14 protein-coding genes are annotated in these 15,817 nt (G+C 62.9%); 3 read left to right on the forward strand and 11 right to left on the reverse strand.

Annotation, left to right across the window (positions count from 1 at the left end; genetic code table 11):
- Positions 1-529: 529 nt before the first annotated feature.
- The gene (locus ASD73_RS23180; protein ID WP_235534264.1) at positions 530-1,864 is read left to right on the forward strand and encodes a GGDEF domain-containing protein; all 1,335 of its coding nucleotides are present in this window, start codon (positions 530-532) and stop codon (positions 1,862-1,864) included.
- A 135-nt stretch (positions 1,865-1,999) separates the two neighbouring features.
- On the opposite strand, the gene ASD73_RS09085 is transcribed toward ASD73_RS23180, so the two are convergent.
- From ASD73_RS09085 to ASD73_RS09115, 7 genes are all read right to left on the reverse strand, one after another.
- Entirely contained in the window at positions 2,000-4,765 is a 2,766-nt protein-coding gene (locus ASD73_RS09085) for a putative bifunctional diguanylate cyclase/phosphodiesterase (RefSeq protein ID WP_056371644.1), read from the reverse strand.
- Positions 4,766-5,067: 302 nt separating this feature from the next.
- The gene (locus ASD73_RS09090) at positions 5,068-6,192 is read right to left on the reverse strand and encodes a hypothetical protein (protein WP_056371645.1); all 1,125 of its coding nucleotides are present in this window, start codon (positions 6,190-6,192) and stop codon (positions 5,068-5,070) included.
- A 107-nt stretch (positions 6,193-6,299) separates the two neighbouring features.
- The gene (locus ASD73_RS09095; RefSeq protein WP_156377340.1) at positions 6,300-6,725 is read right to left on the reverse strand and encodes a hypothetical protein; all 426 of its coding nucleotides are present in this window, start codon (positions 6,723-6,725) and stop codon (positions 6,300-6,302) included.
- A gap of 54 nt (positions 6,726-6,779) precedes the next feature.
- Complete coding sequence (locus ASD73_RS09100) at positions 6,780-7,292, reverse strand: hypothetical protein (RefSeq protein ID WP_056375992.1); 513 nt, start codon at positions 7,290-7,292, stop codon at positions 6,780-6,782.
- Positions 7,293-7,323: 31 nt separating this feature from the next.
- On the reverse strand, positions 7,324-8,151 hold the full coding sequence (locus tag ASD73_RS09105; RefSeq protein ID WP_162248141.1) for a tetratricopeptide repeat protein: 828 nt from the start codon (positions 8,149-8,151) through the stop codon (positions 7,324-7,326).
- Between the two features lie 284 nt (positions 8,152-8,435).
- The gene (locus ASD73_RS09110; protein ID WP_056375994.1) at positions 8,436-8,834 is read right to left on the reverse strand and encodes a hypothetical protein; all 399 of its coding nucleotides are present in this window, start codon (positions 8,832-8,834) and stop codon (positions 8,436-8,438) included.
- Positions 8,831-9,184, reverse strand: a complete 354-nt coding sequence (locus tag ASD73_RS09115; protein ID WP_156377341.1) for a hypothetical protein — start codon at positions 9,182-9,184, stop codon at positions 8,831-8,833. The genes ASD73_RS09110 and ASD73_RS09115 overlap by 4 nt, the downstream gene beginning before the upstream one ends.
- A gap of 134 nt (positions 9,185-9,318) precedes the next feature.
- On the opposite strand from ASD73_RS09115, the gene ASD73_RS09120 reads away from it, so the two are divergent.
- Positions 9,319-11,169, forward strand: a complete 1,851-nt coding sequence (locus tag ASD73_RS09120) for an alpha/beta fold hydrolase (RefSeq protein ID WP_056371658.1) — start codon at positions 9,319-9,321, stop codon at positions 11,167-11,169.
- 90 nt (positions 11,170-11,259) lie between these two features.
- On the opposite strand, the gene ASD73_RS09125 is transcribed toward ASD73_RS09120, so the two are convergent.
- The 4 genes from ASD73_RS09125 to ASD73_RS09140 form a co-directional block, all read right to left on the reverse strand.
- Positions 11,260-11,613, reverse strand: a complete 354-nt coding sequence (locus ASD73_RS09125; protein ID WP_056373418.1) for a cyclophilin-like fold protein — start codon at positions 11,611-11,613, stop codon at positions 11,260-11,262.
- Positions 11,614-11,771: 158 nt separating this feature from the next.
- On the reverse strand, positions 11,772-12,302 hold the full coding sequence (locus tag ASD73_RS22260; RefSeq protein ID WP_327196918.1) for a (R)-mandelonitrile lyase: 531 nt from the start codon (positions 12,300-12,302) through the stop codon (positions 11,772-11,774).
- Positions 12,299-13,414: an alpha/beta hydrolase gene (locus ASD73_RS09135; RefSeq protein WP_056375999.1), complete on the reverse strand. Its 1,116-nt coding sequence runs from the start codon at positions 13,412-13,414 to the stop codon at positions 12,299-12,301. Before ASD73_RS09135 ends, ASD73_RS22260 begins: the two co-directional genes overlap by 4 nt.
- A 15-nt stretch (positions 13,415-13,429) precedes the next feature.
- Complete coding sequence (locus ASD73_RS09140) at positions 13,430-14,581, reverse strand: MFS transporter (protein WP_235534269.1); 1,152 nt, start codon at positions 14,579-14,581, stop codon at positions 13,430-13,432.
- Positions 14,582-14,752: 171 nt separating this feature from the next.
- Between ASD73_RS09140 and ASD73_RS09145 the strand changes: the two genes are divergently transcribed.
- Positions 14,753-15,646: a LysR family transcriptional regulator gene (locus tag ASD73_RS09145; RefSeq protein WP_056371662.1), complete on the forward strand. Its 894-nt coding sequence runs from the start codon at positions 14,753-14,755 to the stop codon at positions 15,644-15,646.
- Positions 15,647-15,817: the final 171 nt, after the last annotated feature.

Consider the following 15,817-nt stretch of genomic DNA (forward strand, 5'->3'; position numbering starts at 1 on the left):
GCTCACCGCTCCATTTGGTGCCGTTGCCTTCTGAAGCAGGATATGCCGGGCGCGCCGTGCTCCCGCGATGCACTTAAAAATCGTCACGCGATCCTCATTTCCTCTGATGAAAGCAGAGTTCTCGGATATTCTGCGTAAGCATGGAACCAGGCTTAACGCGCGGCGTATTCAGCAAGCCGCGCCTCCTGCCGTTTCACGTCTCCGGCAGGAGGCGGGCGTCATGCAGAGGAGCCGCCTGACGGGCGCCTCCGCTATAGCGCGGGACATTGATCGCGGTGCACGCTGCAGAGTCCCTCGGCCCGGCGCAAACAAGCCGGAAATTAACGACTTGTTAGTCATGGCATTACACATTGCGCGACGAAGTCGAAGTGCCGCACCTCCCGTGCCCCCCACGCACGCGCGGCACCGTCAGGGCGGCGGTCGCTGGTCCCGGCCGCCGCCTTCCCGGCCATCGTCTTGGCCGGAATTCGAAGGCGCGGCCTACGCGGACACCTCGCTCGCTTTGCGATGGACAAGATCGGATGTAAGCTTGTCGCCGTGCGACCCCGTCCCGCATGGTGTCAGCCGGAACTTCGCAAGGCGCTGTTCATTAATTCTGCACATTCGACGCGCGTTACGGCGCGTTAAGTTTTACGGGATTATAGTTGACCGCATGAGAAGATCGGACGCCCCCACACCGATCGCGCACCCGTTTCGCCTGCGCATTTTCCCGGATCCTGCGACGCTGCCGCTTCCGGTCTACCGCGACTTCGTCGACATGCTCTTCAGTATGCGATTGCCGATAGTCGGGCTGGGCGCAGTCTTTGTTGGCATTTGCATCCTGATCGGCCGCGAGCTCGGTAGCCCTTTCCTGCTCTGTCTCGGAGGCCTTGGTGCCGTCACGACCTTTGCGCGCCTTTTGACGATCCGCGCCTATCGCCGGGTAGCGCCTGTCCTCGCCTTCGAAGAGCTGCGACTATGGGAACGACGCTACGCAGTCGGCAACCTCGCGTCGGCAGCGCTCCTCGCGCTCATCAATATCACCGCGATATCGACCCATAATCCGTTGCTGCATCTCATTACCGTCAGTCTTGTCTTTGGCTTCGGCGCCGGGATCGTTTCGCGAACGTCGGTCAGGCCTGGCATGTGCGTCGCGGCGCTCCTGACGGCGACCGTGCCGACGGTGGTCGCGCTCGCAATGCACACCGCTGAGCCCAATGCGATGTCGCTCCACCAGGAAATGTTTCTGATCGAGGCTTTCATCGTCGCGGCGATCATGGGGCTGAGCCTTCAGACCGTCGCGCATCTCTATCGATCCGCGGTCGAGCATCACACGGCCCGGCACGATATGGCCAAGCTCGCCCGAACTGATGCACTCACTGGGCTCTCGAACCGGTTGCTGCTGCGCGAACTATTCCAGGATCGCGCCGCGAACGCCGTGCGTGCGAAAAGCCTCGTGGCTCTTCACTACCTCGACCTCGACGGGTTCAAGGCGATCAATGATCGATATGGTCACCCCGCTGGCGACATTTTGCTTGAGCAGGTGGCGCGGCGCCTCGAAGACATGGTTCGGGCCGACGATGTTGTCGCACGCCTTGGCGGCGACGAGTTCATCGTGCTGCAGGCCGGCATAGCCGCGGAGACAGAAGCAGAATTGCTGGCACGCCGGATCATCCGCGACATCAGCAAGCCCTATCTCGTTGAGGGCGTTTCGATGTCGATATCGGTCAGCGTCGGCATTGCGACGGCGCCCAAGCTCGGCCTCGAGCTTGAGCGCCTGCTCGCCTGCGCCGATGCCGCGCTCTACCGGGCCAAAGCCGGCGGCAAGGCCCGCGCCCTCTTCTGTCTGGATGCGGATGCGATTGCTGCCGACATGGCGGCCTGAAACAGCGCATGGCGAATGGCGGATTTGAGCCGCAGATTGTCGCCGAAAACGGCCATGAAGCTTTTCTTCAAGCGAGGGAACCCGACACGCGGGATAGCAGCCTCGGCACGAGGAGCCGGGAAAAGCTGCATCCGGTCATGCCGAGCGGGTCGGCGGATCAGCCGTGGTCCGGTTGTCTGCTGCATCCGACCAAACGGGTAGGTTCTGGGTCCATTTCCTTAGCCAGGCTGGTACCCGTTCGGCGCTTATCGCACGGCTAAAAAGATAGCCTTGGGCAATGTCGCAGCCGAGATTGCGGAGTTGGGCAAGTTGGTTGTCGTTTTCGACGCCCTCGGCAACCGTGACGATGTCCATGCGATGCGCGATATCGATCACGCCATGAACGATTGCGAAATCGGCGCTGTCGGCACTGTCGAGTCTCGAGATGAACGATCGGTCGATCTTGAGCACGTGGACCGGAAACTGCTGCAGGTGCGTCAGTGAAGCATAGCCCGTGCCAAAGTCGTCGAGCGCAATTGAGACGCCCTCCGCCACCAAGGTCCGCAGGGCGCGCTCGACGTTAAGCGCAAGATGATCGACGAACACGCTTTCGGTCACCTCGAGCTCGAGCAGCGTCGGCGAAAGCCCCGCCCGCTGAAACTTTCCAAGGATACGATCCGCGAAGTCATCCCGCCGGAAATCGGAAAGCGAACCGTTGATCGCGATACGGCCAAAAGCAACGCCCTTCTCGCTAAACGCCACAACATCGGCGAGCACGCGATCGATCATCCGGTCGGTCAGCTCGCTCGCGAGCAGGCTGTCATCGAAGGCGGCCTGGATGCTGTCGGGGGGCTGAAGACCGCGCCGATGATGGTGCCAGCGCAGCAAGGCTTCGAAACCGATGACGTCGCCGCTGCGAAGGTCGACCTTCGCCTGATAGAAGGGGATGATACGATCGTCGCGAAGTGCCTCGCGCGCCTCGCGCAGCATCGACTTTCGGCTCTCCGCGGACTCGCGCATTTCCGGGCGAAATTCTCGAACGACCCCTGCCCCCTCTGCCTTGGCCGCGTAAAGGGCAAGGTCTGCGCTCTTCAGTATCTCCTCGGCGTCATCGCCGTCGGCCGGCCACACAGCGGCGCCCGCGCTAATGCTGACGGGCAAGACGCTCTCATCAATGGTCAGCGTATCGGCTACGCCCTTGAGGGCTGCGTCGACAGCCGCGCGCGCGGAACCAGGAGCCAGCCCTGGCACGATTACCGCGAATTCATCACCGCCAAGCCGGGCCACCGTTGCTTCGGCAGGAAGGTTCCCTTGCAGACGCCGCGCTATGGTTCTGAGAAGCTCGTCACCCGCCGCATGCCCCATACTATCGTTGAGGAGCTTGAAGCCATCGACGTCGATGACAATGACGCAAACGTACGAAGCGTCGGCGGCTGCTGTCGCCAGCGCCTGTTCCAGCACTTCGGCGAAGAGCTTGCGGTTCGGCAGGCCGGTCAGCGGATCGTGGTTCGCCGCCCAACGCAGCTCCTCTTCCGCCCGGCGCGCCGCGGTGACGTCAAGTAGGGCGCCGATCGAACGCACGGCATGCCCTTCCTCGTCGCGCACAACATAGCCTCGCGAAAAGAGGTTGATGAAATTGCCCTGCGCGGCGCGGAACCGATATTCGTGACTCCAGCTGTCCTGGAGATTGCTGAGCACCCTGTCATATGTCGCTTCCACGCCGGGCAGATCCTCCGGATGAACCCGCTCTTTCCACCAGCTGACCGCCGTGCCGTTCGACGCTTCCGGATAACCGAATACTTCTACCGCGCCGTTGCCCCACTCGATGCGGTCGGTGCGGTGCGACCAGTCCCAGATCACATCGTTTGTCGCGTGGGAAGCCAGGCGGTAGCGCTCCTCGCTCTCCCGCAATGCCAGTTCCGCGGTCACCTGATCGTGAATATCTTCCAGCGTTCCATACCAGCTGACGATTCGCCCGTCGGAGTCGTGACGCGGGTTGGCTCGCGCCCGGCACCATCGGTAGCTGCCGTCCGTATTGCGGACTCGGTATCGCACATCTGCGACGGCGTTATCGACCGACGTCAGCGCCTCGTTCCAGTGCGCGAGAACCTCGGGCAGGTCGTCGGGGTGGAGGAAATCGGTCCAGCCCCGGCCGAGCGCGTCTTCAGCGGGCACGCCTGTCAGCTCGGCCCAGCGGGGTCCGACTTCGACGATCTGGCCTTCGGGATCGCTGATCCACGGAATCTGGGGATTGAGTTCGACGGAATAGCGATAATGTTCCTCGCTGCGCCTAAGGGCTTCGATCAGTGTGGCCATTTCCGAACGCGACCGAAGCGACTCGAATACCGCCGAGCGCGTCGTCGCGATCGTCCGCAGGATGACGCCGGCCCCCAGAAGGAACGTCAGGCCCATGCCCGTGAAGTACCAATCACGCGAGACGAGGAGGCCGATGGTGACCGGCATCGCTCCGAACAGGAGGACAAGCCGGGCGGCGGAGGGTAGCGCCTGCAGGCAATAACAACAGCTGATCGAACCTACGAAAATGAACAGCGCGATGGCGGTCGTGTGGAATGGGTCGGCTGCCAGGAAGAGATAGAGGCCCCAACCGCCAAACAAGAGACTGAAGGCACCGGCCCGAAAGATAGTGAAGCGCAGATATCGGCGGATATGATCATCGGTGGCGACGGCGCCCCTGCGAGCATACCAAGCCGCCGCGCGGACTGCGATGATTACCGTCAACACCAGCGGCGCTACAAAACTGACGGCCCAGGATCCGCCGTCGGCGGTTACGATCGCGAGAAACAGGACGTTGAGGAACATGAGCGCGTACATGAGCGGGACCTGCCGCGCCAGGCTCGCATATTGCTCGCGTAGGACAGCTTCCGATTGAACGGACAAATTACCGCCGGCGCCGAGGGCCATTTTCACTGCAATCCCGCAAATAGTGATGACGGAGGATATAGCTCTCCCGTTTAACGAAGCGTTTAACCGCTCGTTGCGCCAGCTTGAAATTGCTTGCAGCCTTCTTCGGAGGCTTTCCTTAGAGAAAATTCCGAACTTCTCAGTCTTCTGCGACCACAAGCAGAACGATTGGCCGTGAGCGGCCAGGCGGCTTAAGGCCCAAATTGAGGGAAGCAGGCGTTTGGAACGCGGCGCGAATTCTTGTTCTTGCACGGGGGAGTGATTTCACGTCCGGCGTCGTCAAGTCCGGCTTCGGTAGACGGCTACAGTCCGGGCACGGCTCCGCCCGCCAGCGCGTCCTGCACGCAGGCCGGCTGGAAAGCGCGCGCGGCGCCCGGATCGGCGCGAGCCAGCGCCGCCACCGCCGACGTCGCCGCGGCGAGTCGTTCCTTGGGCAGACCCTCAGTGCGCATGTCCCACCAATCGCGGACCTGCCAGCTCGGCCCCGACACCTGCCCGTCGGCGGCGAGCTGACCGACAAACATCTCGACATGCGCGCGGCACGCCGCCTCGCGCGCGCCGCGCTCGCCTGGGGATGACGGCGGGGCCGTCCGCCGGAGACGCTGCGCGCGGTAGCTTGTGAGCAGCGTGCGGCCATCGATCGAGGGCACGCGCTTCACCTGCAGGGCCGGATCGCGCCGGCAGATCATTCTCAGGCTATGGTCTGCGAGGTCGTTGGCGGGCCTTGCGGCCTCGCCCTCGCCGAACGATCGCAGCCTCTTGCCCGCGGCGGAAAAGGCCGCGCCGCCGAGCAACTGTGTCTTCTGCGCGGCACAGTCGGCGCGGTAGGTCGCCGTCGTGAACGCCCCACCGTCGGCATCATCCTGCGGCAGCACAAAGGCGGTGACAAAATCGATCGTCGCGTTTCCACGATCGACCCAGCGGAGATCGAAATATTTGGCGCCATTTGGCCCCAGCGTGTCCGGCACGACGTCTGCCCGCCCCGCTCTGGCAATGAGCGCGGTAAGCTCTTCGCCGGCCGCGCCTTCGTCGCCAGCCGTCCCGGCCAACGCGAGCCGATATTGTCCCTGGGCCCCGTCGATCAGCCCGAGCGCCACATAGGCGCGCGCGAGATCGCGATGCCAGCCGGGCCCTATCGTGAGCATATGATGCCGCGGCGCCACGAGGGTCTCGAGGATGCCGGCCGCCTCTGCCGGGTGGCCCGCGCCGATGGCTTGGGCGGCAAGTCGCGCCGAACCGTCGTCGCGTTCGGCTTGGCTGCCCGCGTGGGGAGGAGGCGCATTGGCTGCCCAGGTCATGGATGCACTGCCTGCGACGAGAAGCAGCGCGGCGACAGCCGTTCGCCGCAGCAGCGCGGATCGCATCGCCGAAACCTTCACGCGCTGCGTCGTTCGACAGCTGCGCCGCGGCATATAGACCCTCGTCATCGAACTCCCAATCGTTACCGCGCGTCCCCCGGGGCACTGTGCGGGGCCTTTGGCAAGGATTTCTGCCGCGGCCGATGCCTCGGGGGATGCTGACTGCCTCTGGCCGATTACTTGCGGTACTGCCACTGGTAGGCAGGAATATTGTCTTTGCGAAGGAAGTCCGCAGTCCAGAAATGAAGCATCAGTCCGGGCTTGCCGCCATAGGCCGCAGACTGCACGAAGGCGTGGGTCGGACACGGGAGCATCTGCGAACGCGAAGTGTCGATCAGCTCAAGACATTGACCCACGAACCGCGCCGATTTCGGTCCGGTCGCCTCGGCGCCGGTGAGACGCGCGATGACTGTTCCCGCAGGGGCCGTGATCTTCTTCAGATGGAGGTCCGCCGTCTCATTCTCCACCACCGTGACGACGCCATTTGCCACCGATAGTCTCAGCTTGTGATCGACGCCGTACCACTCGCCGTCGATCGTCTTGACGGGATCCGCCGGCAAGTCAGGCACCGTCTGGGCGGTAGCAGGCGCTGCTGCAAGCATCAGAGCTATCATTAAAGTCGCAGTTCGCATCATTTTCCCTCTCGTGTCATGAAGCTAAAAGCCCGTGGTCTTCATCGGATCGCAGCTGTCTCTGAGAAATTGCATCGCCTTGAAAAGCCGTGCTCCCTGCGCCTCGTCGGCCGGCCAGAACACGTCGCTGAAGCCTTGGTCAAGGCGGCGGACTTCGATCATCGTCGTGACCGAAGGGCCATAGTCAGAGGCGAGCAGCGCCTCCGACCAACCCGAGCGCGGCCAGAAATAGACTTCAGACTTCGCCCAGTGGAGATAGGTGGTTTTGCCATCGGAGGTCTTGATATCGGTGACACAAGGCGCTTCTTGATCAAATGTGCTGGCCCCGACCAGCCTCGTACCCGGAACCGCCAGTTGAAGCCGTTGCATGGCGTCCAGTCGATCGAAACGCGCCGTGAATCCAATCGGAAGCTGGTTCTGCAACGCGAACAGGTTCAGGAAGCGAACGGCATTTTCCTGCGTTTGCTCTTGCCCGACAGCGACGGGCGCGGAGGTCAATGCGGTCAGCCAGACTGCGACTACAGCAAAATATTTCATCCGAAAGGCCATTTTCCCACCGATCCTGTTCTCAAAGCGATTGGCATGTGGCGGACAGCGCTCGCGCCGTGTCGCCCAGCATAGCCACGCGCTCACGCTCCTCGGGCACGTCCAACTGTTCCCGGTGCAACGACAGCCCCAGGCTGGTGCGGACATCGCCGCCGACGGGATCGGTTCCGTTGAGAATTGCGCCCGTCAGATTGAGGAAGCTGTCGCCGGCGGTGGCGACCGAGGTTTCTTGCCAGTTCACGAGAAACACGCCCGTCGTCCCGTTGTGATCGACGACGATACGGGTCACGCAGGGGTCCTCGGGCCGCGCCGACAGGGTATGGGCGCCGACGAGCGCATTGCCGAAGTTCGAAACGAACAGTTTCGCCGAGGTCTCCGAAAATTGCTCCTGCAGTCCGAGAGCGCGGGCCGCCTGCTGCGCGAAAGCAAAACCGTCATTCGCCGAGGCGCGTATCCATTCGGCCGCCGCGACGGGATCCGATCCGGGTATCGAGCGATCGAAGAGCAGCGTGCCATAGAGCATCTTGCTCTTCGCATCGCCGCCCTCGGCTCCGATCTTCGCATAAGGCTTCGCCGCAGTGACATTCTTGGGGGTAATCGCGCCGACGAAAAGCGCCTGCGAATATTCCGAGGCTGCCAGGATCGATCCCGCATCGGCGGCCTTGCGCAGAATATCGAGATATCGGCCGTGATCGACGGGGACGCCGGTGCCATAGAAATAATCGAGAGCGAGCGCGTGGAGGCCAAAGGGAAGGCCCGTGTCGGCGGCGCGCTGCGCCCAGCGAAACGCCTGGGACGGATCCTTGGGCACCCCCGCCCCGGTGGCATAGGCACTGGAGATGAGGGCCATCGCATGCGCATCGCCTCGCTCAGCGGCCGCGAGAAGCTGAGGCGCCGACGCTGGAAGCCCCGCAAGCCGCCTGAGTTCGGGTGCTGGAAGCCGGACCCATTGCGCCTTGACGATGCCCCAGGCGTCACTTGCCACGACAGCGGATTGCGCGGCCGCAGGCGCCGCGCCGGGCGGCATTGCTGCCACAAGAGCGCCGACCAGCACCATCGCTGCTGAAGGAATGCGTATTCCCATAATATTGGTGTCCCCCGACAATCGATCGATTGATTTGCAGCGCCCGCCCGTCAGCGCTCGATCGAGATCCGCACCGAAGGCTGCACCTCGTTTGCGGCTTTGCCGCGGCATGCAAAGTCGGACGGGAACACATATTCACGTCCAGCGCCGACCGCCGCTCGCTCGCCCAGCGACGATGTCACCCCCACGCCGACGCCATCGCGGCGGCAGAGATAGGTCTTTTCGCCGCCGGCACCGATCGAGCAGGCGCGCGCCTCGGACCCTGTGTTGACGCATTTCCACGCCACCCTGATTTCGTCGCGGTCCACCTTGACGGCGTAGTAGACCTCGACCCTGTCGCTCTCGTCTTGGAAATACCATTTCGAGAAGCCGGTCTGCGCCATGGCGGCCGCCGGATTCACTGCTGCAAGGACAGCCATCAGGAATAAACAGCGCTTGCCCATATTCATCGTTCAACTCCTCCATTGGCGGAAATCACCGTCCAGCCCGTGATCCGTCCGATTTCAGCCTTGCGCAGGCGGTCGGCGACCGCTTCGCGGTAAGTGTCGAAGGGGCCAAGGCAGTTGAGGATCCCGATGCCGGTGACGCCGCTGCGTTCCAGGTCGCGTTGGAATGCATCACGCGCGCCTCCGGCATCGGGAATCCCGTCGGGCGTCAGACGCGCACGATAGATGCGCGACTGCCGCACGATCATGTCGGGTCCGGCAGGCAGGCCGTTATACCAGTAGAAGATCGCTGTTCCCTCGCCCGCAGTCGCCGCGCCCCCTCCGGCGGTGACTGCGCCCGTCAGCGAAACCAATACGCCTGCGCCTATCGTCCCGACTTTTCCCATACCCCTCTTCAAGCCGTTATTTTCGGGGCTAATTGCCGTGGGCGGCTGGCTACGCATATCCCCATTTGTAGGGTATCGGCCCGCTCGCTATCGAAAGACCGATGCCACGCAGCGATTCGAATGAGGGGACGAGACCCGCGGATGCCGATTATGCGCTCGATTGGCTGAGCGAGCCCGAGCGGCTGCTCGATCGGGCCCGAGCGGAGCCCGACGCGCTCGAAGCCTATTTTCACGGGCTCGACGCTGCGCATGCGTTTACGGCAACCTCGCTGGTCGACAGCGAAGCACTACATCTGGCCGTCGCCGCACTGGGCACCCGGCAACTTATCGCGTCGACCGGCTTCGACTTTCCGGACATCGCTCGCCACATCGACTGGGACGCAGCGGAAGTCGCCCAAGTGCAGGCGGAGGTTCGGGTCGAACCGTTCGGAAGCAGACCGATAGGGCTGCCGTCGCTCATCTATGTACCCGGCCGGGAGGCAATGACGTGGGATCTTCCCGATGTCATCGCGAACGCACTTACGGACAAATCCGAAGACCGAATTCTTGTCATCGCCACGCCGGCGACGCCCGAACGGCCGTTGCGGCGCGCCTGCAAGGCGTTCGCGATGACGGGCCTCGAGACGCGCGTGACCGAAGCGACGCTGAAAGCAGGCAGTATCCGCGACGGCGCGCTTGCTGCGCGCGTAAGTTATGCGACCGCGCGCGAGGCCACGTCATCCGCGCTCGTCAAGGTCGGCGCCCGGCGGTTGCCCGGTTTGCTGCACAGCCTTTCGCTCCTCGCCTTCGGCATTTTTCAGACAGGCGAAGAGGCGCCGGCGATACTCGTCGATCGCTGGGGACTGAAGCCGCGACAGGCGCAGATCGCGATGTTGCTGGCGCAGGGGCTTACCCGCGCCGAAACCGCCCGCGCCATGGAAATTTCCGAAGCCACGGTGAAAAAGCAGGCCGACATCCTCTTCCAGATCCTGGGCGTGTCGGGCGCGGCCGAGATGGTCCGCTTGATCAGCGTCGCAACCGTCATGCAGGCGCTGACGTCCGCAAGCCATGGGCGAATAGGCTGGATCGACGGCAGTTCCGAACCGCTCCGCTTCGTCCATGCCGCGGGCGGGCGGCGAATTGCGGTCTCCGAATATGGCCGTCCCAAAGGCCGGCCGGTTGTCATCCTCCACAGCAGCATGACGACGCGGCACCCGCCCCGGCAGCTGGTCGCACGGTTGGTGAGCGAAGACTATCGGGTGATTACCATTGATCGCCCCGGCTTCGGTTTGACCGATCCGAGCGAACCGGCAGCCGGAACAGTCGGGCAGGACATTTTTGCCGACGCCGCGCACGACATGGCGCTCGTGCTCGACAAGCTGCGGATAGACCGGATCGACGTCATCGGGCGCGGCGGCGCACAGGCCGCGGTCGCGTTCGCGGGACTTTATCCAGACCGCTGCGGAAAGGTCGTCCTCGTCAATCCCGACCCCATATCATCGCGCGACGAGCGCCGGTGGGGCGTGCTCGGTTCTTTCAAGGAAGCCTATCAGCGCCGCCCCGGGCTGATCCTTCCCGCCGCCCGGCTTATCGCGCGGGCGATGACGCGCGACTATCTCGGGAAGGTGCTGCTGAAATCGATGCGCGGCAGCCCGCCGGACGAGGCTCTGCTGGCCGATGATGATGTCGTTGACGATTATTACCGCGCCGTCCGAATGTTCGCCACCGGGCGGCTCGAGGGCTATGTACGCGAACAGCTTTATTTTGCCCGCGGCAAGACATTCGAATATCCCGTCGACGGCTCCGGCTGGTCGATTCTCATCGGCGGGCACGATACACTTTCCGATCCCGCCAACGCCTTGGCCTACTGGCGTGAACTACTACCCCGAGGCGAGTTTGAAATACTGCCAGACCATGGACGGCTACTCGCCTATGCTGACCCCGACCTGATTGTCTCGCGCCTCAGGAGTTGATCGGAACGCAAAGTTGGCCGGTTGCGGTCGGTCGGCTTTTAGGTTCAGATTGAAAGAAGCGGACATTCCCCGTGAGGAGCCGCACCCTCGTCAGTCGGCGCGCCGGAGGGAAATCGTGACGCCGTCAGAATTGTCGAACAGAGAGAGGTCGCCCTGGACGTGCCCAAGGATGACGATACCCGGCGCGGGAACATGCCCCGCCCGATAGTAGATCACAAAATCCCGGTCGCCCCATAGCCCCAGCGTGCCTGCCGAAAATTCGGCTTGCCGGTCGCCGCCGGGCAGCGCCGAAGGGAGAACGCCGGTTTTCTCCTGACGAAGATGATCGCGCATTTGAATATTCAGGGGCAGCATCTCTGCGAGCGCACGCGCCGCCATGTTGTCAGCTAGCTTGGCGCTCACCTGAGCGCGATCGGATGTAATCAGTATCTCTATCGGGCGCATGCTAATCCCTTTGTCGATTTGAGTTTGCCCCGATCCGCTAGGGACGGCGGTCGCCCTGTAGTCCTCACCCACAGGTTCGACACCCGAAGCGTTGGACGCGGCAGGAGAGCTGCAAGCGCTCAGCGCCATCGCACCTATCAGAATCGCCGCTCGGCGCATTATGCCGGCCCGTTCCCATAGTGATCGTCGGGTACATGCTCCATCCACTCGACGGGTGAGCCGTTCTCGGCTTCCTGTATGGCGATGTGGGCCATCGAACTGGTCGGGGTCGCGCCATGCCAATGGCGCACGTCGGGCGGACACCATATGACATCCCCGGCACGGATGGCCTCGATCGGACCGCCTTCGACCTGGGTCCACCCACTCCCTTCGAGAACCACGAGACGCTGCCCCAAAGGGTGCTTGTGCCAAGCGGTGCGGGCGCCCGGCTCGAAGCGTACCAGCGCCGCACTAACCTTTGACTGGGCTTTTGGATTGAACAGCGGCGTGATTGTAACGACACCAGTGAACCATGCGTCTGGGCCTCGGGCGGGTGCTCGCGCTGCGCTTCGACTGACTTCCATCGCAGCGCCGTCAGTGGCAGCCCCACGCGCATCTGCCGCCTCGCTTGGTGCGGGCGTGGCTCGCTCGGGCTCCAGCGCACAAGCCAGCAAGGGAAGTATGCAGGCGACTGCCGTCAGAACGCTCATCCCTGGCCCCCGCCGAGATGCTGCCGGAAAAAGGTCGTGAACTTGTCGAAGGGAATCACATCGACACGGTCGTACAAGTCTGTGTGGTTCGCTCCCGGGACAATCACCAATTCCTTGGGTTCGGCGGCCGCGGCGTACGCCGTCTCGCTGAAGTAGCGCGAGTGGGCATTTTCGCCGTGCACAAACAGCACCGGCCGCGGCGAGATTTCCTTGATGTAGCTCAGGATCGGCATGTTCATGAACGACAGCGGGGTAGTGATCGTCCACGAACCGTTCGAGTTGACCGACCTTTTATGGAAGCCGCGCGGCGTCTTGTAATAGTCATGATAGTCGACGAGAAACTGCGCCTCGCCGCCCTTCAGCTCATTCATCGGCGGGCCATAACCAGGAGTACCCTTGTCCGCATCCTCCCACCGTTGGCGGCTGAGTTGCTCGAGGTTATCTGTACGTTGCTCGAGCGTTACGCTGTCGTTGTAGCCCTTCGACATGACCCGCGTCATATCGTACATCGTACTGACCGCCACCGCCTTGACCCGCTTGTCGACTGCGGAGGCGTTGAGCGCCATCCCACCCCATCCGCAGATGCCGAGCATACCGAGCCGCCCGCGATCTACCGAAGCGTGGGTTCCCAGATAGTCGATCGCCGCACTGAAGTCCTCGGTGTTGATGTCGGGCGAGGCTACGTTGCGGGGCGAGCCGCTGCTTTCGCCGGTGTAAGATGGATCGAAGGCCAAAGTGACGAAGCCGCGCTCAGCCATTGTCTGGGCATAGAGGCCAGAGGACTGCTCCTTCACCGCGCCGAAGGGGCCGCCGACCGCGATCGCCGGCAAGCGACGCTCACCGCGGTTCTTCGGCAGATAGAGGTCGCCGACGAGGGTGATGCCGTAGCGGTTGGTAAAGGTAACCTTCTGGTGATCGACCTTGTCGCTCTTGGGGAAAACTTTGTCCCAGGTCTGGGTCAGTTGCATGGTTGCTCCTTCAGGTTTGTTCGGATCAGATTGCGCCACCACCGGCTGGGTAATCGCGAACGAAAGCGTCGCGGCCGCCAGCAGGCCGCCTCGCATGACGTTCCGGCGAGCCAGCGGCGAGCGGGTGATCAAGGACAGTTGCATGAGTTTTCTCCGGTTTCAGGAAGCCGCCGTGGCAGCGTCGGATTGAGCAGCATGATCGATAGCGGCCAGCGAGGACCGCGCGGCGAGGACCGCGATGAGCGAGGATGAAATGAGCAGCGCTGCGCTTGCGAGGAAGGTGGCCTGGTAACCCCAAGCGTCGAACAACATTCCGCCGAATGCGGCGCCAAGAGTGATCGCCAACTGGACCACTGCGACCATGAGCCCGCCGCCGGCCTCGGCTTCGTCCGGCAACGCTCGGCTCACCCAGGTCCACCAGGCGACGGGTGCAGCCGTGCCGATCAAGCCCCACATCATAAGGAGGATGGCGACGCCAAGGGCAGATGCGCCAGCGGCGACAAGCCCGCCGGCGATCGCGGCCATCGCGAGTGGCATCGAAATCAGCAGTCCGTGCAGCGAGTGCTTGAGCGCGATACCGATGGCGTAAGTTCCGGCGAGGCCCGCAACACCGAGCCCAAGCAGCATCAGCGACAAGGTGGTCACGTCGACCGCGGTGACCGTCTCCAGGAACGGCCGCAGGTAGGTGAAGAGCGCGAACTGTCCCATGAAAAAGAGTGCGACCGCGAGCATGCCGAGCGGCACCTGCGGGCGACGAAGCACCTTGAAGGCCGCGACGCCACTCGCCCGCTCGCGGCTCGGCATGCTCGGAAGGGTCATGAACTGCCAGGCGAGCGTCACCGCCGCGAGGGGCACAACGCAGAAGAAGGCGCCGCGCCAGCCGATATATTGTCCGAGATAGCTCCCCAATGGTGCAGCGATTGTCGTCGCCAGCGCATTGCCGCCGTTAAGCAGAGCAAGCGCGCGTGGGACGGCATCCTCCGATACCAGTCGCATGACGGTGGCGGTCGACATCGACCAGAAGCCACCGATCACCACCCCGAGCAGCGCGCGGCCGACCATGAAAATCGCATAATTGGGTGCGAACGCGACGATTGCGCCAGAGGCAATCATCAAGGCCGTGAGAGCCAGGAGAAGAGTACGTCGATCGACGTCCTTGGTGGCCGAGGCAATGAACAGACTCGTGATCACGGCAAAGATGCCGGAAATCGCGATGGCCTGTCCTGCTTGGCCTTGGCGCACACTAAGGTCGGAGGCGATCGGCGTGAGCAGACTTACAGGCATGAACTCCGACGCGATCAGCGTCGACACGCACAGGGTCAGTGCGAACACCGCCTTCCAACCGCCAGCTACGGAAGGCTGAACCCCTGGTTCACTTGGGTGGATTTGAGAGTGGGTCGTTTCCATGCCGCCCATTTAGGCCATCTACATCATGCAGATTACCCGCTATGATCTGCATGCGGCTGTGAGCAGGATTCAACGATGCAACGCGAAACCATGGCGGATCTTGTCGCCTTTCTGGCGGTGGCGCGCGAGCGCAGCTTCACCCGCGCAGCGGCCAAGCTGGGTGTCTCGCCGTCTGCCCTCAGCCATACGATCCGCAAGCTGGAAGAGCGGCTCGGTGTGCGCTTGTTGACGCGCACCAGCCGAAGCGTCTCGACGACCGAGCCGGGTGAGAGACTGCTGGAGCGCGTCGGCCCGCGCTTCGATGAAATCGCTGACGAACTCGCAGAAATCACCGAGCTCCGCGATAAACCGGCAGGGACATTGCGCATCACGACAGGTGACCAGCCGGCCGAGAGCATCCTGTTGCCCGCCCTGGCGAAGTTGCTGCCGCTCTATCCGGACCTCACTGTCGATTTGACAGTAGACAATGGTTTTGTGGACATCGTTGCCGAGCGCTTCGACGCCGGCGTCCGCCTGGGCGAGACGCTCGCTCAAGATATGGTTGCGGTACGCATCGGTCCCGACATGCAAATGGCGATCGCCGGATCACCGGGATATTTGGTCACTCACGGATCGCCGCAATCGCCCGACGACCTCGCCAATCACAACTGCATCAACCTCCGGCACCAGGCGAAGGGGGGAGTTTCGGTCTGGGATTTGGAGAAGGACGGTCGCGCCGTGAACGTGCGCGTCGAGGGACAGCTGGTTGTGAATGACATCGCCATCGTCCGCCAGGCTGCGGTCGATGGGCTCGGCTTATGTTACCTGCCTCGCGACTATCTGCAGGCCCACATCGACGCAGGTGAACTTGCGCCAGTGCTCGAAGATTGGTGCCCGCCCTTCCCCGGCTATCATCTCTACTATCCGAGCCGTCGCCAGCAATCGGCTGCTTTGGTGGCGTTCATTGCCGCCGTGCGATATCGACGCTGAAGTCGATTATTGTCGCGAGATTGCTCGATGTGAGCGGGACACCAGCCACTGGCAGTGCTTCCTTGTTTCGAGTTCTTGCGGAAGGGGACTTCGCCAGATGGCCGTTTGTTGATTGTCGGCTTTCAGTCGTGAAACGAGGAAAGCAGACGCTGTCTAGACCTCCGGACCTAT

Source organism: Sphingopyxis sp. Root154 (assembly GCF_001427105.1).
GTDB lineage: Bacteria > Pseudomonadota > Alphaproteobacteria > Sphingomonadales > Sphingomonadaceae > Sphingopyxis.

Bases quoted from the DNA above. Each gene is read 5' to 3' on its own strand.
- ASD73_RS09090 (WP_056371645.1), bottom strand. From the start codon at position 6,192: ATGACGAGGGTCTATATGCCGCGGCGCAGCTGTCGAACGACGCAGCGC.
- ASD73_RS09100 (WP_056375992.1), bottom strand. From the start codon at position 7,292: ATGAAATATTTTGCTGTAGTCGCAGTCTGGCTGACCGCATTGACCTCC.
- ASD73_RS09145 (WP_056371662.1), top strand. From the start codon at position 14,753: ATGCAACGCGAAACCATGGCGGATCTTGTCGCCTTTCTGGCGGTGGCG.
- ASD73_RS22260 (WP_327196918.1), bottom strand. From the start codon at position 12,302: ATGAGCGTTCTGACGGCAGTCGCCTGCATACTTCCCTTGCTGGCTTGT.
- ASD73_RS09135 (WP_056375999.1), bottom strand. From the start codon at position 13,414: ATGCAACTGTCCTTGATCACCCGCTCGCCGCTGGCTCGCCGGAACGTC.
- ASD73_RS09110 (WP_056375994.1), bottom strand. From the start codon at position 8,834: ATGAATATGGGCAAGCGCTGTTTATTCCTGATGGCTGTCCTTGCAGCA.
- ASD73_RS09125 (WP_056373418.1), bottom strand. From the start codon at position 11,613: ATGCGCCCGATAGAGATACTGATTACATCCGATCGCGCTCAGGTGAGC.
- ASD73_RS09120 (WP_056371658.1), top strand. From the start codon at position 9,319: ATGCCACGCAGCGATTCGAATGAGGGGACGAGACCCGCGGATGCCGAT.
- ASD73_RS09105 (WP_162248141.1), bottom strand. From the start codon at position 8,151: ATGGCCCTCATCTCCAGTGCCTATGCCACCGGGGCGGGGGTGCCCAAG.
- ASD73_RS09095 (WP_156377340.1), bottom strand. From the start codon at position 6,725: ATGCTTGCAGCAGCGCCTGCTACCGCCCAGACGGTGCCTGACTTGCCG.
- ASD73_RS09085 (WP_056371644.1), bottom strand. From the start codon at position 4,765: ATGGCCCTCGGCGCCGGCGGTAATTTGTCCGTTCAATCGGAAGCTGTC.